Source organism: Immundisolibacter cernigliae, assembly GCF_001697225.1.
Lineage (GTDB): Bacteria > Pseudomonadota > Gammaproteobacteria > Immundisolibacterales > Immundisolibacteraceae > Immundisolibacter > Immundisolibacter cernigliae.
Map to the genome: position 1 here is coordinate 1,935,263 of NZ_CP014671.1, position 18,493 is coordinate 1,953,755.

The 18,493-nt window shown below is 70.6% G+C and carries 17 protein-coding genes; 2 read left to right on the forward strand and 15 right to left on the reverse strand.

Annotated features, from left to right (window positions below; all coding sequences use genetic code 11):
- Positions 1-61 precede the first annotated feature (61 nt).
- The 10 genes from PG2T_RS09165 to crtY all read right to left on the reverse strand — a co-directional run bounded on the left by PG2T_RS09165 (position 62) and on the right by crtY (position 11,332).
- Entirely contained in the window at positions 62-1,045 is a 984-nt protein-coding gene (locus tag PG2T_RS09165; protein ID WP_068802296.1) for an IS5 family transposase, read from the reverse strand.
- 121 nt (positions 1,046-1,166) lie between these two features.
- A complete protein-coding gene (dxs, locus tag PG2T_RS09170; protein ID WP_068804427.1) occupies positions 1,167-3,095 on the reverse strand; it encodes a 1-deoxy-D-xylulose-5-phosphate synthase in 1,929 nt (642 codons plus the stop codon).
- Entirely contained in the window at positions 3,073-4,092 is a 1,020-nt protein-coding gene (locus PG2T_RS09175; RefSeq protein ID WP_083215038.1) for a Rieske (2Fe-2S) protein, read from the reverse strand. The genes dxs and PG2T_RS09175 overlap by 23 nt, the downstream gene beginning before the upstream one ends.
- The gene (locus PG2T_RS09180; protein ID WP_068804431.1) at positions 4,092-5,564 is read right to left on the reverse strand and encodes an FAD-dependent oxidoreductase; all 1,473 of its coding nucleotides are present in this window, start codon (positions 5,562-5,564) and stop codon (positions 4,092-4,094) included. Before PG2T_RS09180 ends, PG2T_RS09175 begins: the two co-directional genes overlap by 1 nt.
- Positions 5,561-6,247 (reverse strand): class I SAM-dependent methyltransferase, encoded by a 687-nt coding sequence (locus PG2T_RS09185; RefSeq protein WP_068804433.1) that lies wholly within the window; start codon positions 6,245-6,247, stop codon positions 5,561-5,563. The genes PG2T_RS09180 and PG2T_RS09185 overlap by 4 nt, the downstream gene beginning before the upstream one ends.
- 2 nt (positions 6,248-6,249) lie before the next feature.
- The gene (locus PG2T_RS09190; protein ID WP_202816298.1) at positions 6,250-6,681 is read right to left on the reverse strand and encodes a DUF2141 domain-containing protein; all 432 of its coding nucleotides are present in this window, start codon (positions 6,679-6,681) and stop codon (positions 6,250-6,252) included.
- Positions 6,672-7,586, reverse strand: a complete 915-nt coding sequence (locus PG2T_RS09195) for a phytoene/squalene synthase family protein (protein ID WP_068804437.1) — start codon at positions 7,584-7,586, stop codon at positions 6,672-6,674. The genes PG2T_RS09190 and PG2T_RS09195 overlap by 10 nt, the downstream gene beginning before the upstream one ends.
- Positions 7,583-9,067: a phytoene desaturase gene (locus PG2T_RS09200; protein ID WP_068804439.1), complete on the reverse strand. Its 1,485-nt coding sequence runs from the start codon at positions 9,065-9,067 to the stop codon at positions 7,583-7,585. The genes PG2T_RS09195 and PG2T_RS09200 overlap by 4 nt, the downstream gene beginning before the upstream one ends.
- Positions 9,060-10,148, reverse strand: a complete 1,089-nt coding sequence (locus tag PG2T_RS09205) for a polyprenyl synthetase family protein (RefSeq protein WP_068804441.1) — start codon at positions 10,146-10,148, stop codon at positions 9,060-9,062. The genes PG2T_RS09200 and PG2T_RS09205 overlap by 8 nt, the downstream gene beginning before the upstream one ends.
- Positions 10,148-11,332 carry a lycopene beta-cyclase CrtY gene (gene crtY, locus PG2T_RS09210; RefSeq protein WP_158513177.1) on the reverse strand — a complete coding sequence of 395 codons (1,185 nt, stop codon included), beginning with the start codon at positions 11,330-11,332 and terminating at the stop codon, positions 10,148-10,150. The genes PG2T_RS09205 and crtY overlap by 1 nt, the downstream gene beginning before the upstream one ends.
- Before the next feature lie 135 nt (positions 11,333-11,467).
- Between crtY and PG2T_RS09215 the strand changes: the two genes are divergently transcribed.
- Together PG2T_RS09215 and PG2T_RS09220 are read left to right on the forward strand one after the other, a co-directional pair.
- A complete protein-coding gene (locus PG2T_RS09215) occupies positions 11,468-12,340 on the forward strand; it encodes a MerR family transcriptional regulator (RefSeq protein ID WP_236953234.1) in 873 nt (290 codons plus the stop codon).
- A 2-nt stretch (positions 12,341-12,342) separates the two neighbouring features.
- The gene (locus PG2T_RS09220) at positions 12,343-12,777 is read left to right on the forward strand and encodes a pyrimidine dimer DNA glycosylase/endonuclease V (RefSeq protein WP_068804447.1); all 435 of its coding nucleotides are present in this window, start codon (positions 12,343-12,345) and stop codon (positions 12,775-12,777) included.
- Positions 12,778-12,809: 32 nt separating this feature from the next.
- On the opposite strand, the gene PG2T_RS09225 is transcribed toward PG2T_RS09220, so the two are convergent.
- The 5 genes from PG2T_RS09225 to PG2T_RS09245 are packed head-to-tail and all read right to left on the reverse strand — an operon-like array spanning position 12,810 to position 18,483.
- Entirely contained in the window at positions 12,810-14,138 is a 1,329-nt protein-coding gene (locus PG2T_RS09225) for an LLM class flavin-dependent oxidoreductase (RefSeq protein ID WP_068804449.1), read from the reverse strand.
- Between the two features lie 12 nt (positions 14,139-14,150).
- Positions 14,151-15,674 (reverse strand): Sapep family Mn(2+)-dependent dipeptidase, encoded by a 1,524-nt coding sequence (locus PG2T_RS09230; protein WP_158513178.1) that lies wholly within the window; start codon positions 15,672-15,674, stop codon positions 14,151-14,153.
- Complete coding sequence (gene purF / locus PG2T_RS09235) at positions 15,652-17,157, reverse strand: amidophosphoribosyltransferase (protein ID WP_068804453.1); 1,506 nt, start codon at positions 17,155-17,157, stop codon at positions 15,652-15,654. The genes PG2T_RS09230 and purF overlap by 23 nt, the downstream gene beginning before the upstream one ends.
- 14 nt (positions 17,158-17,171) lie before the next feature.
- The gene (locus PG2T_RS09240) at positions 17,172-17,669 is read right to left on the reverse strand and encodes a CvpA family protein (protein ID WP_158513179.1); all 498 of its coding nucleotides are present in this window, start codon (positions 17,667-17,669) and stop codon (positions 17,172-17,174) included.
- 19 nt (positions 17,670-17,688) lie between these two features.
- Positions 17,689-18,483 carry an SPOR domain-containing protein gene (locus PG2T_RS09245; protein WP_068804455.1) on the reverse strand — a complete coding sequence of 265 codons (795 nt, stop codon included), beginning with the start codon at positions 18,481-18,483 and terminating at the stop codon, positions 17,689-17,691.
- Positions 18,484-18,493 lie beyond the last annotated feature (10 nt).

The window sequence follows — 18,493 nt, forward strand, 5'->3', positions numbered from 1 at the left end:
TTTCGGGTGTGGATCGGGCCAATGTGCGTGTTCTGGCCGGATATTCCGGTTTTGGGCTCCCTCAGGACGCACGGAGGGTGTGCCGCGCCCGAAGGCGCCAGCCGGCAATCACCACGTTGGCCAGGCCGAACAGCGTGAACAGCTGCGCCTGGTTCTTGGCCAGCCCCCGGTAACGCGCCTTGCGGTGCTTGAACAGGTTCTTGATGATGTGAAACGGATGCTCGACCTTGGCCCGCAGGCTCGCCTTGACCTGTTCGATCCGTTCCTGCAGGCGGCCCAGCGCGTCATCGGGCAGGGCCCGGCGCACGCCCGGGCGCAGCGCCACGTGCCAGGTGACCGGCGTGTCCCGATTCTCCGGGCGCTTGGCTACGCCCTGGTAGCCGGCATCGCCCAGCGCGTCCGTTTCCTGCCCGTGCAGCAGGGCGTGCGCCTGGGTCACGTCGTTGACGTTGGCCGGCGTGGTCAGCACCGTGTGCACCAGCCCCGAGTCCAGGTCGACCCCGATGTGCGCCTTCATGCCAAAGTGCCACTGGTTCCCCTTCTTGGCCTGATGCATGTCCGGATCGCGCGCCCGGTCGCGGTTCTTGGTCGACGGCGGGGCGGCGATCAGCGTCGCATCCACGAGGGTGCCCTCACGCAGCAGCAGGCCCTGGCGGGCCAGGTGATCGCGAATCGTCTCGAAGATCACCCGGCTCAGACCCTGATCTTCCAGCAGGCGGCGGAACTTCAGCAGCGTGGTCGCATCCGGCGCCGCCTCGCGGGCCAGGTCGATGCCGATGAAGCAGCGGATGGCGTGGCTGTCGTACACGGCGTCCTCGATGCCCTCGTCCGACAGCCCAAAGCACTGCTGCGCCACGTACATGCGCAGCATGCGCGACAGCCCCAGCGGCGGGCGGCCCGGGCCCTTGCCGGCCGGGTAGAACGGCGCCAGCGCCGCCTCCAGCTGCGCCCACGGCGTCACCGCCTGCAGCTGCGCCAGGAAGCGCTCGCGGCGCGTCTGCTTCTTCTTGCCGGCGTACTCGAGGTCGGAAAAGCTCGTTTGCATGACGTCTGCTCACCACCGCTGCGGACCAGGTCACATTGTCTCAGGACCAAGGTCTCATGCCTCCAACGGGAGGGAATAAATCAGCGTTTCCTTAACAGTACCGCGCGCGAGAATCGCCCGCTCAGCGTCCCGCCGTGCGCAGGTTGGGCGTTGCAATGCATCCGGGCAGGCTGCTCACCAGGGCCCGTCCAGCGGCGGCAATACCGGCGACATCGAGACCGAACTCGGCCAACTGCGCCGCCGGATCGCCGTGCTCGACCAGCCGGTCCGGCACCGCCAGCAGCCGCGCCGGCACGCTGATCCCCTCGCCCGCCAGGGCCTCCAGCACGGCGCTGCCAAAGCCGCCGGCCAGGGCGTGTTCTTCCACCGTCAGCAGCGCCCCGCAGTGGCGCACCAGCTGCGCGATGGCCGGCAGGTCGAGCGGCTTGACGAAGCGGGCGTTGAACACCGCCGCCTCGATGCCCTGCGCCGCCAGGCGCTCGGCTGCGGCCAGCGCCGGCGCCACGCGCGTGCCCAGCGCCACGATGGCCAGATCGTCACCCTCGCGCAGCAGCTCGCCGCGACCGATTGGCAGCGCCCGGATGTCGGCATCCAGCGGCACACCCAGGCCGTTGCCGCGCGGGTAGCGCAGCGCCACCGGCCCCGGATATTCGATGGCGGTGCGCAGCATGTGCCGCAGCTCGTTCTCGTCCTTGGGCGCCATCAGCACCATGTTGGGCAGGCAGCGCAGGTAGGCGATGTCGTACAGCCCCTGATGCGTGGCGCCGTCGGCGCCCACCAGCCCGGCGCGGTCCAGCGCAAAGGTCACGTCCAGGTTTTGCAGGCACACGTCGTGCACGATCTGGTCGAAGCCGCGCTGCAGGAAGGTCGAGTAGATGGCGGCGACCGGCTTGCGGCCCGTGGTGGCCAACCCAGCCGCAAAGGTCACGGCGTGCTGCTCGGCGATGCCGACGTCGAAGAACTGCTCCGGCAACGCCTCGGCAAACCGGCTCAGCCCCGTACCGCCGGCCATGGCGGCGGTGATCGCCACGATGCGCGGGTCCGCCTGCGCGAGCTCCAGCAGGGCATCGGCAAAGACGGCGGTGTAGGACGGCGCCGGCGCGGCCGGCTTGGGCATCTGGCCGGTCGCGGCATCGAAGGGCGTCACGCCGTGGTACTTGAGCGGGTCCTGCTCGGCCGGCGCGTAACCGGCGCCCTTGCGCGTGATGGCGTGCACCAGCACCGGTCCCTCGCCGTTGCCGAGCATGCTGCGCGCGTTACCCAGGGTTCGCAGCAGTGCCGGCAGGTCGTGTCCGGACACCGGCCCGATGTAACGGAAACCGAAGGCCTCGAACAGCGTAGCCGGCGTCAGCAAAGCCTTGGCGGATTGCTCCGCGCGCCGCGCCAGCTGCTGCAGCGGTTGCGGCAGGGGCGCCAGCATGTCCTTCGCCAGTCGGCGCAGGCGCCGCGCCGAGGGCGCCGACAGGGTGCGCGACAGAAGGGCGCCGATCGCGCCGACGTTCGGTTCGATGGACATCTCGTTGTCGTTGAGCACCACCAGCAGATTGGACTGCTTGATGTGCCCGGCGTGGTTCAGCGCCTCCAGCGCCATGCCGGCGGTGAGGGCACCATCGCCGATCAGCGCCACCGCGCAGGCATCCTCCCCGGCAGCCTGAAGCCCGCGCGCCATGCCCAACGCCGCCGAAATCGAGGTGCCGGCGTGGCCGGCGCCGAAGGTATCGAACGGCGACTCGCTGCGGCGCAGGAACTTGGCCGGGCCGCCCTCCTTGCCGATGCTCGCAAACTGTTCGCGCCGCCCGGTCAGCAGCTTGTGCGCGTAGCCCTGGTGGCCAACGTCCAGCACCAGGCGGTCGTGCGGCGTGTCGAACACATAGTGCAGCGCCAGCAGCAGTTCCACGGCGCCCAGACTGGATGCCAGATGCCCGCCGCTGCGCGCCACCTGGGTGACGATCTCCTCGCGCAATGCCGCGGCCACCTCGGTCAGCGCGGACGCCGGCAGCTCGCGCAGGTTGGCGGGCGTGTGGATGCTATCGAGCAGGTTCGTGTTCATTGGGGGACTCCTGCGGCTGACATGAGGGAATGTGCCCGGCCGGCCGGCCGGTGGCGGCCTCTTGGCGCAAGTCGTAGCGGCGCTCGCAGTAGGCGGCATCCTCCGCCCACAGGCGCCGGGCCGCGAAACGCATGTACGGCGCGATCAGCGCGCCGAGCCGGCGCGCCACGGCAAAACCCGGCCGCGATGAGGTGGCGAACACCGCCTCGGTGATCTGACAGCGATCCGTCCCCAGCGCCGTGCCGTGCGTCTCCACCACCGAGCCCGCGCCCTCGCCGTCGACGATGGTCATGGCGATGCAGCGCGCCTGCGGGCAGTCAAAACGTGCGTCGACCTCGATTGCCAGGGGACCGGCGACGCGAAAGGCCACGCGCACGGTGATGCTGTCCTCAGCGCGCTCGAGCACCGCCAGGCGGGCGAAGGAATGGCGGTGGAAGTGCGCGCCGTGCCAGGGATCGAGGCGGTTCTCCAGCACCTCGCGCGGCGTGCAGCGCGCCGGCAGCGTCATCACCGACACCAGCGCCTGCGCCGGGCGCAGCGGCAACACCGGCGCCGGCAGCAGCGCCTCGCCCGGCAACTGCACCCACACCAGCACGCCGTCGTCGTGCGCCGGCAGCAGCGGGCTGCACGGCGCCGCCACGTCGAACGCCAGGCCGTGCCAGGGGCAGGTCAGGCGCCCGTCCGCCACCTGCCCGTCCGACCAGCGCGCGCCCAGGTGCGGGCACCGGTCGTGCGTCGCGTACACGCCCTGTGCACTGCGCCAGAGCACCAGCGAGTGACCGAGCACCTGCACCGAAAGCGGCTTGTCACCCAGCGCACTGGAAGCCGCCACTACGTGCCAACCGCCCGCCGGACGCGCCAGCGCCCGGCGCAGCGCGCCGGCGATCCAGCGCGGCTCGGCCGCCTGCCAGTCCGGCTGCTCGGCCGCGGGCAGCACGCCCAGGTCCTGCCCGAACAGCCACAGGCGACGGCCGTGCCGGTCTTTGGTGCGGCGCATCAGGCGGCCCTCAGCGGCGACGCCAGCAGGCCGCGCTGCGGCCCGACCCACAGCGGCGCCGGGTCCACCTGGCGGGTGGCCAGCAGCGCATTGGCCGCCAGCGTGCCGGAAGCCACGGCCCGCTCCATCAGCGCGCAGGCAAACGGCAGGCGCACGTGATCACCGGCCACCAGCAGCGACGAATCGGCCGTAGTCACGCCCGGCCGTGTGGCGGCGCTGCCGGGCGGAAAGGCCGGGCAGTCGGCGCGCAGCAGGAACTGCTCACCGAGCACCTGCGCCGGCGCGGTTTCCGGATACACGACGTGCAGGGCGGCCAGCAGACGCTGGCGCAGTTCGGCCTCGTCGTCACAATCAAGACCGTAGCCGTGCAGCTCCAGCACCGCGCCGCCGTGGCGCGCGGCCCAGTCCCGGCTCGGCTCGTGGAAGGCGCTGTACACGGACACGTTGTCGAGAATGTCGTAGCCGGCGGTGCCGGCGAAAGCGGCGCGCCCGGCCGCCACCGGCCGGTCCAGCCACAGCCGCCATACCGCGAACGGCCGCGTGGCCTGCTGCGCGCGCAGTGGGCCCGAAACGGCGCCGGCCAGCGCGGGACTGGCATCCAGCAGCGCCCGCAGGCCCGGCACGTCGAGCGTCAGCACCACCGCATCCGCCGCCAGCGTGTCGTCGCCCGCCCGCACCTGCCAGCCGGCATCCTGGCGCCCGACGGCCTGCACCGCACAGCCCAGGCGCAGCTGCACGCCAAGCGCCGTCAGATGTTGCTCGAACGGCTGCCACAGCCATTGCCCGAACGGCCGGCGCGCCACATCGAACACCAGCCCCTCGCGGTTGCCGAAGAAGTAGTAGTGAAACAGCATCAGCAGGTCGGCGGCCGAGAACTCGCCGGTCGGGTTGAAGAAGCTGTGCGCGAACACGTCCAGCAGGCGCAGGCGCGCCGCCGGCGGGAAATTCAGGCCCTGCAGCCACTGCTCGGCGCTGATGCCGTCCCAGCGCGCCGGCGTGCGCCGCGGATGCCAGCCGAGCATGGCCAGCGCGTAGCCGACGCGCACCCGGCGCAGGTCACGCAGGCCAAGGCCCACCTGGCGCATCAGCGGCCACAGCGTCAGCAGCGGATTGGCCGGCAGATTGGCAAAGCTCAGCGGCCCGGCCGGCGTCAGGATCGGGTAGTCGGTGAGCGGCAGCAGGCCATCGAGTGCCGGGTCTACCCGGCGCAGCAGCGCACGCAGGTTGTAGTAGTGCCGGAAGAAGGCGTGAAAGCCGCGGTCCATTTCGAAAGTCTCGCCGGCGACCTGCACCGGCCAGGCCGCCAGCCGGCCACCGAGGCCCGCCTCGCGTTCGATGAGCGTCACCTGCGCGCCGCGCTCGGCCAGCACACAGGCCGCCGCCACGCCGGCCAGCCCGCCGCCGAGCACCGCCACGCGCAGCGGCGCTTCGAGCCGGGCGCGGCCGAAACGCGACTGCTCGAAGACCTTCACGTCGGCCGCCGGGCAACGAAGGTGTGCACGATCTGCCGCTGCCACAGGCGTCCGGGAATGACGCGCAACAGCTCGAAACCGGCGTTGCGGATGCGCGCCGCCAGCGCGTCGCGGCGGTCGAAGTCGAGCACGCTGCGTTCCAGGTACTCGAACAGCTGCGGCGCACCCGACACGGCGGCGCAAAACGGCCGCACCACGGCCCGGCACATGAACGTCCACAGCCGCTCGGCGCCAGGACCGGCCAGGCTGTAGTCGTGGACGGCCAGCAGGCCGCCGGGCGCCAGCAGGCCGCGCAGCTGCGCCAGCGACGCGTCCGGATCGGCCACGTTGCGCAGGCCGTAGCTCATCAGGATGCCGCCGAACGGACCGTTAAGACTGTCTTGCGGCACCTGCGCATCGCCGTGCACGAACTCGATCGGCGCCAGCGGCTTGCGCCGCGCCTGTTCGAGCATGCCCAGCGAGCCGTCCAGGGCGACGATCGGCACGCCCGGATGCGCCCGGCGCAGCGCCTGCGTCGAAAGACCGCTGCCGCAGCACAGGTCCAACAGCCGCGGCTGCGGCAGCGGTGCCAGCGCCCGCGCCGCGTCGCCGAGCATGCCCATGTAACCCGGATTGAGCCGGCACATCAGGTCGTAGCGCGGCGCCACGGCGTCGAAGGCGTTCGGGACGGCGGGCTTTTCCATGCTCAGAAGTACTTCATGTCGATGATGATGGGCTGTCCCGGCACCGGCACCAGGCGCGCATCCTCGAAGCGCGGCGGGCCGAACAGGATGCGCGGGTTTCTGGACACCCCAAAGCCTTCCTTTGGCATGCCGAACAGGCCGGTGGCCATGCGCTTGTCGCCGTCCTCGTCGTGCAGCACCGCCACCGCCAGCGCCTGACCGTCCGGCACGTCGCTGAAGCGGGCCTGCACCTGATCGGCGTCGATCGGCACTTCCACCCGCATGGCGGCCAGCTCGCCGCGGCCCGGGAAACCGCGCGGCTCGATGAACAGCGCAAACAGCACGCTGCCTTCGTGGTTGCGCAGACCGCGTGCGATGACGTCCACATCCATGGCCTTGCCCTGCCCTGCCAGACCCAACAACAACACCAGCCCGACGCCGCGCGCTACAGACACAGCTCGGGCCCGAACTCGACCTGCCGCGCCGGCACGCGGGTGGCGGCGCGCGCACCCACCACGGCGCCGCACTGACCGGCCAGCGCCAGCAGCACCTGCCCGGCCTTGCGCCAGCCGGGCAGGTAGGCGCGCCCGGCGAGTGGCTGGTAGCCCTGGCGCGCCAGCGCCGTACCGATGCCGCGGTAAATGCCTGCCGCAGCCCGCACCGCCAGCCCGCAGCGCCAGTCGAGCGCGCCGATGCCGCCCATGCCGACCCGGTAATAGGCGTCCGCCCGCGCCAGCACGCCTCGCACCTGCGCCGGCAGGCGGGCGGCAAGCTCGGCGTCGATCGGCCCCGCCAGCGCCGCGCGCACGGCGGCCTCGTCGGCAAAACCCAGCGCCCGGTACGGCAGGTACAGGCGCCCGCGCTGCCAGTCCTCGGCCACGTCGCGGCAAATGTTGGTCAGTTGCATGGCCATGCCCAGCTGCGCCGCCTGTTCCAGGGCGGCGTCGTCGGCCACGCGCATCACGTGACACATCATCAGCCCCACCACGCCGGCCACGCGGTAGCAGTACAGCGCCAGCGCCGCGTGGTCGGCATACAGCGCCGGTTCGAGGTCCATGGCCATGCCGGCCAGCAGTTCCTGCGGGTAATGGCGCGGCAATGCGCAGCGGCGCACCAGCTGCGCGAAGGCTTCCAGCAATGGGTCGGCCGCCGGGCGGCCTGCGTAAACGGCATCGAGCTCGGCTTGCAGGCGCGCCAGGCCGGTTGCCGGATCGGCCGCCAGATCCACCGTGTCGTCGGCGCGCCGACACCAGGCGTACAGCACCAGCACGTCGGCGCGCACCGCCGGCGGCAGCAGCCGCGACGCCAGCGCAAAGCTCTTGGAGTGGTGCTGGATGAAGGCGGCCAGCGGCGCGTTCATCGCGGGAAATCCTCGTCCACCAGCGTCATGGCGGCCTTGGCCGAGTTGATAACGCCTGGCATGCCGGCGCCCGGATGCGTGCCGGCGCCGACCAGATACAGGCCTGGAATGTGCCGATCGCGGTTGTGCGGGCGCAGGTACGCGCTTTGCCACAGCACCGGCGCCAGCGAGAAGCCGTTGCCGTGAAAGGCGCCCAGCTCGCGCTCGAAATCGCGCGGTGTCATCCAGCGCTTGACCGTGACGTGCGCACGCAGGCCGGGCATGGCGTGCGCCTCCAGGTAGGCCAGGATGCGCTCGGCGTACTCGGCGCCGACACGGTCCCAGTCGATGTCCGCATTGCCCAGGTGCGGCACCGGCGACAGGGCGTAGAAGGTGTCGCCGCCGGGCGGCGCCAGCTGCGGGTCGGTCACCGTCGGCGCGTGCAGGTACAGGCTGAAATCGTCCGGCAGGTGGTGCCCGTTGAAGATCTCGCGCACCAGTTCGCGGTAGCGCGGGCCAAACAGGATGGTGTGGTGGCGCACCTGGTCGCGGTACAGGCGGTCGGTGCCGAAATAGAGCACGAACAGCCCCATCGACCAGCGCGAGCGGGCCAGCCGCCGGGCCATGCGCCGGCCGCGCGGCAGCTGCCCGTACAGCCGGCTGTAGGTGTGCATCACATCGGCATTCGAGACCACCAGATCGAAGCGCTGCTCGCCGCCGGCGTGCGTCAGGCAGTGGTGGCGGCCGTCCAGGCGCGCACTGTGCACCGGGCAGGACAGGCGCAGCTCCCCGCCCAGCTCCTCGAACAGCGCCACCATGGCGCGCACCAGGGCGTGCGTGCCGCCGCGCACGAACCAAACGCCATGCGTGCGTTCGAGATGATTGATGAGGGCGTAGATGGCGGAGGTGGCGAACGGGTCGCCGCCGACGAACAGCGGGTGAAACGACAGCGCCTGGCGCAGCTTGTCCGAGCGCACGTGCCGGCGCACCGCCCCGTACACGGAGCGCTCGGCGCGCAGGCCGACCAGCTTGGGCAGTGACCGCAACATGCTGGCCAGCGTGACGAACGGCGCCCCGGCCAGGTTCTCGTAACCCTCGCGGTACACCGCCTCGCTGTAGCGGGCAAAGCGCGCGTAGCCGGGCCCGTCACCGGGCGCGATGCGCTCGATCTCCTGCGCCAGCTGCTCGGGGTCGGCAAAGGCCTCGAAGTGCGTGCCGTCCTCCCACTGCAGGCGGTAGAACGGATCGAGCGGCAGCAGCTCGACGCGCTCGTGCAGGCGCGCGCCGGCCAGCGCGAACAGCTCTTCCAGGCACTGCGGCGCGGTGACCAGCGTCGGGCCCATGTCGAACACGTGCCCGCCTTCACTGAAGGTGTAGGCGCGTCCGCCGGGCAGGTCGCGGGCCTCGAAGAGGGTGGTGCTGATGCCGCGCGCCTGCAGGCGGATGGCTGCCGCCAGCCCGCCAAAGCCACTGCCGATCACCGCCGCATGCTGCTCAGCCATATGCGCGCTCCAGACCGGCAAGATCGGTCATCACGTCGCGCACCGCCGCCTCCGGCAGCGAAGCGCCGGCAAGCAGGTCGCCTGCCCTGGCCAGGGTTTCATGCGCGCGGGCCAGACCGGCGTCGCCGACGATGTCGGCCAGCAGCGCGCAGATCGGTCGCCAATCGGCGCCCCCAGCGCACGCGCGGGCTAGCTCCGTCAACATCCGGTACTCCTTCTCGTCACAGTGCTGTGCGGCGATGGACCAGACCCAGGTCGGTCGCCCGAAACGCAGGTCCTCGCCGGCCTTGTCGTGCCGGGCCGGCAGCACGGCGGTGAGGTCGTCCAGCATTTGCAGCGCCACGCCCACCTGCTCGCCGAACCGCATGAGCAGCGCCACGCGACGCGGGCTGCCGCCGGCGCTGAGCGCGCCAAGCCCAGTGCACAGCGCCGTGAGGCAGCCGGTCTTGAGGCGGCTTTGTTCCGCCACCAGCGACGCCACCGAATGCTGCGGCAGGGTCCACACCTGCACGCCAAGGTCGAGCGCCTGTCCGCGGTGGCAATCCAGCAGCGCCGCGGTGATCAGCTGCGCAGCGCGGCGGCGCCGCGACGCCGGCAGGGGCATTTCCTCCAGCAGCGTGTAGGGCCAGAAATACAGCCAGTTGGCGGCGTTCAGCGCCCGTTCGGGGCCGATCAGGCGGTGCAGCGCCGGACCGCCGCGGCGGCACTCGGCGCCGTCCTGGATGTCGTCCACGATCAACGACGCGCTGTGCAGGATTTCCGGCAGCAGGCACAGCGCCTGCGATGGCTCGCCGCGCCCGTCGACCAGGCGCCAGCCGTGGTTCAGCAGGCGCGCGCGCAGCAGCTTGCCCGGCCGGGACAGGAACTGCGCCAACGGCCGGTACAGGGTCTCCTGCCAGACCAGGCCACACACCCCCTCGGCGCCAGGCAGGTCACTGACCCGGCGCTCGAAGAACGCGCCCAGATCGAGATCGGCCAGCGCGTCGGCGGCACTTGCGGCGCGGCGCTGCTGCGGCCCGACGGCATGGGGACGTTCCGAGACCATCGAAAGCGCGGACGCCGAGACTGCCAGGGCTTTCATCAACCGACCTCCGAGGTGTGCTGCCCGGCCCGCCAGGCACTGCCAAAGCCGCGCGGCGGGCGCCCGACCAGCAGACGCGCCACATCCAGCGCCGTGCTCTGCAGGCTGCAGAAGCGGGCGATCACCGGCAACGGCAGATGGTAAAAGCGCGCGAACGGCTGCCACATCAAATCCGGCCGGAAGCAGCAAAACGCCAGCCAGTTGAGCACCAGCCCCAGACGAAAGCGCCGCCGGTGGCGCCGCCATTCGGTCCGCAGGGCGGGCAGCGGGTCGCGCCGGTGACGCGCCAGCAGCGCCGCCAGGCGCAGCGCGCTGGGCGCGGAATAGCCGGTAGCCGGATGAAACCAGCCACCGGCATAACCGACCGTAAGCGGCATCCGCGGCGCCGGCGGCATGCCCCGCCAGGGCATCGGCAGCAGGCCGCTTTCCTCGCGCAGCACGGCACTGATGCGCCAGCCGCTGGCCGCCGCGTAGGCGTGGATCGCGGCGCGTCGCTGCGCGGGGTCCAGCTCGGGTGTGCGGGCGAAGGCGGTGTCCTCGATCAGCAGCCGCCGCGGCGCCAGCGGCAGCACGTACATGAAACGGAACTGCTGCCCCTGCGCCACGCAGGCGTCCATCAGCACAGGCCGGTCCAGACCGCTGTCGGCATCGAGCTCAACCTCCAGGCCCAGGAATTTCTGATATCCGCCGCCCTCGGCACGGCCCGCCATAGCCCGGGCATCGATCACCAGCGGCGCGCGCAGCTGGCTGCCATCGGCCAGCGTGACCCCGTCCGCATCCAGCGTCGTCACTGCGCAGCCGGTGATCAATCGCGCCGTCGCATGAGCGGCGAAAGCGTCCTTCAGGGCAGCGGCCAGAGCTTCGGACGTGAGACAGCAGTAGGGAAGGTCAAGTGTGCGCCCGAAGCCCGGAAATGCCACCCGATAGCCGGGCCAGCCGATCAACGGCAGGCGCGCAAACCAGGCGCCGATGTCCGGCGGCGCGTCGGCGCGGTGAAAACACCAGGTGTGATTGCCGGCCGGCCGGTCGGCGCGCTCGACCAGTGCCAGGCGCAGGGTCGGCTCGGCGTCCAGCAAGGCCAGCGCGATCAATCCACCGTGCAGCCCGGCGCCGGCGATCACCACGTCGTACTGCATCGGCTCGGCAGCGCAGCGCGGCGCTGGCGCGGTATCGGTTGAAGTCATGGAAGCCTTGGATCGCATCGGGCCGGCGGCCGGCATTTCTTGATTTGTCATGGACAAAATACATTTTTTGGTCAAAAGTAGGGGTCGATTCTTGCTTTGTCAACCGTTTGACTTGGACAAATGGAAAATTCGCACTTGTCGATCGCCGCTCTCGCCCAGGAGACGGGCATCGCCAAAGACACGCTGCGCGTGTGGGAGCGGCGCTATGGCTTCCCGCAGCCGGTGCGCAATGTGCGCGGACAACGCATGTATCCGGCGCAGCAGGTGGTGCGCTTGCGGCACGTGCGTCGCCTGCTCGATCAGGGTCTGCGCCCCGGCCAGGTGCTGACGCTCAGCGCCGAGGATCTGGCGCGGGCGGTCGAACGGCAGCCGCCGTCCGGCGAGCCGGAGCCGGCGGTGATCGAGCTGCTGAAGCGTCACGACGACAACGCCCTGCGGCAGGAACTGCGCGCCCGCCTGCTGCGCGACGGGCTGCGCCAGTTCGTCACCCGCGCCGCGCCGGCCATGCTCGCCGCGGTCGGCAACGGCTGGGCACGGGGCGAGGTCGAGGTGTTCGAGGAGCACCACTTCTCGACGCAACTGGACACCCTTCTGCGCGAAGCCATGATGCAGCTGCCGGCAGCCAACAGCGGCCCGCGCGTGCTGCTGACCACGCTGCCGGGCGAGCCGCACACGCTCGGCCTGTTGCTGACGCTGGCGCTGCTGCGCCTGGAAGGGGCGGCCTGCATCTGGCTGGGCGCACAGACTCCGGAGAGTCAGATCGTGGCCGGCGCGAGCGCCTTCAGGGCGCAGGTCGTGGCGCTGTCGTTCTCGGAGTACGTCGACCCGGGCGCGGTGCGCCGCGGCGTGTCGCAGCTGCGCCTGCGACTGCCGCCGGACATCGAACTGTGGTGCGGCGGCCGCTCCGCCGCGCGCCTGAAGCGCCCACCCGCCGGGGTGGCCATCTTCAGCGATCTGGATCAGCTGGCGCAGCGTCTGCAGGGCCGGCCCGCCGCGAAGGCCGACTGAGCATGCGCCTGTGGTCGGTGCATCCGCGTTGCCTGGACGCCACCGGACTGGTGGCGCTGTGGCGCGAGGCGCTGCTGGCGCAGGCCGTGCTGCGCGGCGAAACGCGCGGCTATCGCCATCATCCGCAGCTGCGGCGCTTCCAGGAGTGCGCCGATCCGTGCCAAAGCATCGCGGCGTACCTGTGGCCGGTGCAGGCCGAAGCTGTCCGCCGCGGCTACCGGTTCGATGCCAGCAAGATACGGGGTCCGGCGGGTGCGCCGACGCTGACGGTCAGCGTTGGCCAGCTCGACTATGAGTGGCAGCACCTGACCGCCAAACTGACGCTGCGCGCCCCGGATTGGCTTGCGCATCTCGGCCGCGATCCGCAACCGCACTCACTGTTCACCGTGGTGCCGGGCGACGTTGCGCCGTGGGAGATCGTGCGCACGACGACATGACCGGTTTCAGCAGGCGCGTGCCGGGGATGGGCTCAGAAAAAGCGGTTGGCCGGCCGCGGCAGGCCCAGGTGCTCGCGCAGCGTGGTGCCTTCGTAGTCGCGCCGGAACAGGCCGCGCCGCTGCAGCTCCGGCACCACCTGATCGACGAAGTCGTCCAACCCCCCGGGCAGGTACGGGAACATCACGTTGAAGCCGTCGCAGGCGCGGCTTTCGAGCCACGCCTGCATCTGGTCAGCGATCATGGCCGCCGTGCCGATCATCTCCAGCGTGCCGAAGGCGCCACCCACGTACTGGGCCAGCTGGCGCACGGTCAGCTTGTCGTTGCGCGCCATGTCGACCAGCTTCTGGCGCGAGGTGTGGCTGGCGTTGGTGGGCGGCAGGTCATCCGGCAGCGGGCCGTCGAGGTCGAATTTCGACGCATCGACGCCCAGCTGTACCGACAGCGTGCCCAGGCCGCTGTCCGGGTGCACCAGGCTGTCGAGGCGGGTTTTCTTGGCCCGCGCCTCGGCCGCCGTGTCACCGACCACCACGAAGGCGCCCGGCATGATGACGATGTGATCCGGGTTGCGGCCCACGGCCTGGGCGCGCGCCTTGATGTCGGCGTACACGCGCTGCGCGGTGGCGATGTCGCTCACGCCGGAGAACACCATCTCGGCGGTTTCGCCCGCCAGTTGGCGTCCGGCGTCGGACTGGCCGGCCTGCACGATGACCGGCCAGCCCTGCACCGGCCGGGCGACGTTCAGCGGCCCGCGGGCGGAAAAGTATTTGCCCTGGTGGTCGAGCACATGCAGCTTGGCCGGGTCGGAATAGACGCCGCTGTCGACGTCGCGAATGAAGGCGTCGTCGGCCCAGCTGTCCCACAGGCCGGTGACCACGTCGTAGAACTCGCGCGCCCGGCGGTAGCGCTCGTCGTGTTCGAGGTGCTCCTTGAGGCCGAAGTTGAGGGCCTCGTAGGGGTTGGTGGAGGTGACGATGTTCCAGGCTGCGCGCCCGCCGCTGAGGTGATCCAGCGAGGCGAACAAACGCGCCACGTGATACGGCGCGTTGTAGGTGGTGGACATCGTGGCGATCAGGCCGATGCGCTCGGTCACGGCGGCCAGCGCCGGCAGCAGCGTCATCGGCGCGAACGAGGTCACGGTGGCGCTGCGCTTCAAGGCGTCGGTCGGCATGTTGGGCACGGCCAGGTGGTCGGCCATGAAGAAGGCGTCGAACTTGCCGTGTTCGAGCTTTTGCGTGAGGCGCTTGATCAGCGGCCAGTTGAAATTGGCATCCGGTGTGCCGCCCGGGTAGCGCCAGGCGGCGGTGTGGATGCTGATCGGGCGCATGAAGGCGCCCAGGCGCAGCATTCGGGATTCGCTCATGGCCGGTCTCCGTCAGGGTGAGGGCGGCGGCTCCAGGGTCACGCCCGCCGCGAGCTGCGCCAGGGCGGCCAGATAAATGGCCATGCCGCGGCGCAGGTCGTCCACTTCAAGTCGTTCGTTCTCGGCGTGGGCCAGCATCGGCCCGCCAGGAAAGCCCATGCCGAAGGCCACGAATCCGGGAAACGCCTTGGCGTAGGTGGTGCCACCGATGGCCATCGGCGCCGTCCGGTCGCCGGTGAACTGCCGGTAGATGCCAAGCAGGGCCAGCACCAGCGGCGTTTGTGGATCGACCCACAGCGCCTCCTTGCCTTCGATCACCTCAAGCCGGGCCTGGTAGGGCGCGAGCGCTTGCGTCAGGCGCGCGCGCTGGGTGGCCAGATCGAGGCCCGTTGGCACGCGGATGTTCAGCTGCGCGCGCAGACCCTGGTCGGTGCCCGACAGCAGGCCCAGATTGACCGTGGAGGCACCAAGGTTCGCCACGCTGTGGCGAAGGCCAAGCGTACCGCCATCGGTTTCAAGACCGAGGTGCTCGGCAATGAAGGCAACCGCCCGACCCTGCGCCGATGCCGTGTCGATGCCCAGCGCCTGGCGCGCGCCATGCAGCAGACGGGCAAGGTGGGTGATGGCATTGATGCCGGCTTCGGGCTTGGCGCCGTGGGCCGCCTTGCCGCGAGCGGTGATCTCGACCCCCGTGGCGGTCTCGCGCAGCGCAAAGGTGGCCGGCGTGGCGCCGCCCTGGTAGGCGCCGATGGCGGCCTTGAGTGCGGCGGCGAGTTTGGCCGGCTCGCCGGCAAGGGACGCGGTGGCCGCCTCCGGCACCGCATTGGGCGCCGTCCCGCCCGAGAACTGCCGCAGCACCGGGTCGGCCGCACCGTCGAACCGAACAGCCACATCCAGATAGCTCTTCTCGGCGTAAATGACCGGGAATCCGGCATCCGCGGTCCAGCCCTCGGCCGGCACCAGCCCGGCAGCGCGCACGGCGTCCAGATCGCGCCAGTCCATGTTCTCCTCGCTGCTGCCGACGATCAGGCGCACCGGTCGCGTGAGCGGCAAGTCGGAATCCTTGAGCGCGGCCATGGCGTAGAGACTCGCCACCAGCGGCCCCTTGTCGTCCAGGCTGCCACGGCCCCATACGGCGCCGTCGACCAGTTCCCCGCCGAACGGCGGGTGCGTCCAGCGCGCGGCGTCGCCGGCCGGCACCACATCCGCATGCACCAGGATGCCGAGCGCGTTTGGACCCTGACCCAGCTCCACCACGGCCACCTGCTGACCGGGTAACAGCCGGGCCGCCAGACCCAGGGCCTGCGCACGGGCGACCACGGCGTTCAGCAGCGCGGTCTTGTCCGCACGGTGTGGGTCGCCGGCGGCGGTGATGCTGGGGATGCGCACCCAGGCTTGCAGGTCGGCGACCGCGGCGTCCATGCGCGCGGCGACAGCGGTATCGAGTTCGGCACGATCGAACGCCTGCGCCGACGCTGCCGCGGCCAGCAGCAGCGCGGCGCCAAGCAGCGATCTAGACCACGATCTGCAGTTCATCGCGGGCCGCCACGGCGCGCAGCTGCTTGGCGCCATCGCTGCGCGCCTGCCCAATGTGGTCCAGGTACGGCTGATCCACGTCGCCGGTCACGTACTGGCCATCGAAGCAGGACGCATCGAATTCGGTGATTCCGGGGTTGCCCTCGCGGGCCGCGTCCTTCAGGTCGTCCAGGTCCTGGTAGATCAGCCAGTCGGCGCCGATCAGCTCGCACACCTCCTGCTCGCTGCGGCCGTGGGCGATCAGCTCCTGCGGGTTCGGGATGTCGATGCCGTAGACGTTGGGGTAACGCACCGGCGGCGCGGCAGAGGCGAAGTAGACCTTGCGCGCGCCGGCATCGCGGGCCAGCTGCACGATCTGCTGCGAGGTGGTGCCGCGCACGATCGAGTCGTCCACCAGCAGCACGTTCTTGCCGTCGAATTCGAGCTCGATCGGGTTCAGCTTCTGGCGCACCGAACGCTTGCGCTCACCCTGGCCGGGCATGATGAAGGTGCGCGCGATGTAGCGGTTCTTGATGAAGCCCTCGCGGTACTTGATACCGAGCTCGGCTGCCATCTGCATGGCCGCAGTGCGGCTGGTGTCCGGAATCGGGATCACCACATCGATGTCGTGGTCGGGCCATACCCGGTGCAGCTTGTGGGCCAGTTTCTCGCCCATGCGCATGCGGCACTTGTGGACCGAGATGTCGTCCAGGATCGAATCGGGCCGGGCGAAGTACACCAGCTCGAACAGGCACGGCGTCAGCTGCGGCGCCTCGGCGCACTGGCGGGCATGCAAACGGCCGTCACGGTCGATGATCACCGCCTCGCCGGGCGCCACGTCGCGCAGCACGCGAAAACCCAGGCTCGACACTGCCACGCTTTCCGAGGCCAGCACGTACTCGGTGCCGAGCAGGCTCTCGCGCACGCCGATGATCAGCGGGCGAATGCCGTAGGGATCGCGAAAACCGACCACGCCAAAGTCGGTAACCATGGCCACCACCGCGTAGGCGCCCCGGCAGCGCCGATGCACCGCGCGCACGGCGGCGAACACGTCCTCGTTCGCGGCGCGCACGCGGCCGATGCGCTGCAGCTCGCCGGCAAACACGTTCAGCAGCACCTCGGAGTCCGAGTCGGTATTCAGGTGCCGCAGCTCGTCCTCGGTCAGCGCCTGGCGCAGCAGGTCGGCGTTGGTCAGGTTGCCGTTGTGGGCCAGGGTGATGCCGTACGGGGAATTGACGTAGAACGGCTGCGCCTCGGCCGCGGCCGAGCTGCCGGCGGTCGGGTAGCGCACGTGACCGATGCCCATGTTGCCGCGCAGGCGCTCCATGTGCTGCTGGGCAAACACGTCGCGCACCATGCCGTTTTCCTTGCGCATGTACAGGCGCCCGTTGTCGGCGGTGACCATGCCGGTGGCGTCCTGACCACGGTGCTGCAGCACCGTCAGGCCGTCGTAGATGGCCTGGTTGACCGCCGTCTGGGCAACGATGCCGATGATTCCGCACATGTCGCGTTACCTCGCTATCCGGCCCGGGGCGCCTGAAATTGCTCAAGACCCCATTCAACCGTCGTCCGCAGCCGCTGCGCCGACGCACGTGCCTGCGGCGCCAGGCTCGACTCCTGCCACCACAGCGATTTCTGCAGCGGCGTGGCCTCCACCAGCAGCACCGTGGCCGCCACCAGCACCACCCCGCGCAGCACCCCGAACACGGCGCCCAGCGCCCGGTCGGTGCCGCGCAGCGGACTGCGCTTGAGCAGGCCGACCAGCAGGTGCGACAGCAGCGCCAGCACCACCACGGCGGCGATGAAGGTGAGCAGCAGCGCCGCTGCCTGACGCGCCCCGGCGCTGGCAATGAGGCCCTCCAGCGGCCCCATCAGCAGGCCGTGGAAACGCCATGCAATCCAGGCCGCCGCCAGCCAGGACACCAGCGACAGCAGCTCCCGCAGCAGGCCGCGCCATATACCCACCAGCAGCGACAGCACCAGCACCAGCACGAACAGTACGTCGACCAGGTTCACGGCGCGGCAGTCGGGGCGATCACGGATAGGCCACGACGATGCCGTCCTGGCCGGTTTCCCTGGCCAGGCGGTCACGCACGGCCTGCGCCTTGGCGCGATCCAGTTCCGGACCGACCCGCACCCGCAGCGCCTTGCCCTGCGGCGTCGTGATTTCTTCCGTAAATGCGCTGTGACCGGCCTTGCGCAACTGTTCACGCAGGTCGATGGCGGTCTTGAGGTTGCCGAACACGCCAAGCTGCACCACCCAGGCCTGCTGAACGGTGGGTGACGCCGCAGGGGCAACCGGCGCCGGAGCAGCGGGCTTGGCCGCCGGGATCGGCGCCGGGGCCGAAGCGGGCGCCGCCTTGGCGACCACCGCAGGTTTGGGGGCCGGCGGCGGTGCCGGCTTGGCCACCGGCGGTTTGCTGGCAATGACCGGTTCAGGTGCCGGCTTGACTGCTGGCGCGGGCGCACGCGGCGGGCTGGCAGGTGCCGGACGCGCTACCGGAACGGGCGGCCTGGCCTGCACCGGCGGGGCGGGGGGCGCAAGGTCGGCGCCCTCACTCGGCGGCAAAACGTCGGAATCTTCGCTCAGGGGCGGCGGCGGTGCCGGCGGGGGAATGTCTTGCTGTTCCGGCAGACTGCCCTCCAGGGGCGAGGCGTCGACCGGCAGCCGGCTGGCCAGGCCATCGGTTGGTTCGGCCGGGATATCGATTGCCTGCGGTCCCTGCGGCAGCGGCTGACGCATGTCGCTCAGCACCGGCACCAGGATGGCCGCCAAGGCCACCAGCACGATGCCGCCCACGATCCGGTACTTGAGCCTGGCCTGATCCATCGACACTCCG

Coding starts and splice junctions, on each gene's coding strand:
- PG2T_RS09165 (WP_068802296.1), bottom strand. CDS start 1,045: ATGCAAACGAGCTTTTCCGACCTCGAGTACGCCGGCAAGAAGAAGCAG.
- dxs (WP_068804427.1), bottom strand. CDS start 3,095: ATGAACACGAACCTGCTCGATAGCATCCACACGCCCGCCAACCTGCGC.
- PG2T_RS09175 (WP_083215038.1), bottom strand. CDS start 4,092: ATGCGCCGCACCAAAGACCGGCACGGCCGTCGCCTGTGGCTGTTCGGG.
- PG2T_RS09185 (WP_068804433.1), bottom strand. CDS start 6,247: ATGGAAAAGCCCGCCGTCCCGAACGCCTTCGACGCCGTGGCGCCGCGC.
- PG2T_RS09195 (WP_068804437.1), bottom strand. CDS start 7,586: ATGAACGCGCCGCTGGCCGCCTTCATCCAGCACCACTCCAAGAGCTTT.
- PG2T_RS09200 (WP_068804439.1), bottom strand. CDS start 9,067: ATGGCTGAGCAGCATGCGGCGGTGATCGGCAGTGGCTTTGGCGGGCTG.
- PG2T_RS09205 (WP_068804441.1), bottom strand. CDS start 10,148: ATGAAAGCCCTGGCAGTCTCGGCGTCCGCGCTTTCGATGGTCTCGGAA.
- crtY (WP_158513177.1), bottom strand. CDS start 11,332: ATGACTTCAACCGATACCGCGCCAGCGCCGCGCTGCGCTGCCGAGCCG.
- PG2T_RS09220 (WP_068804447.1), top strand. CDS start 12,343: ATGCGCCTGTGGTCGGTGCATCCGCGTTGCCTGGACGCCACCGGACTG.
- PG2T_RS09225 (WP_068804449.1), bottom strand. CDS start 14,138: ATGAGCGAATCCCGAATGCTGCGCCTGGGCGCCTTCATGCGCCCGATC.
- PG2T_RS09230 (WP_158513178.1), bottom strand. CDS start 15,674: ATGAACTGCAGATCGTGGTCTAGATCGCTGCTTGGCGCCGCGCTGCTG.
- purF (WP_068804453.1), bottom strand. CDS start 17,157: ATGTGCGGAATCATCGGCATCGTTGCCCAGACGGCGGTCAACCAGGCC.
- PG2T_RS09245 (WP_068804455.1), bottom strand. CDS start 18,483: ATGGATCAGGCCAGGCTCAAGTACCGGATCGTGGGCGGCATCGTGCTG.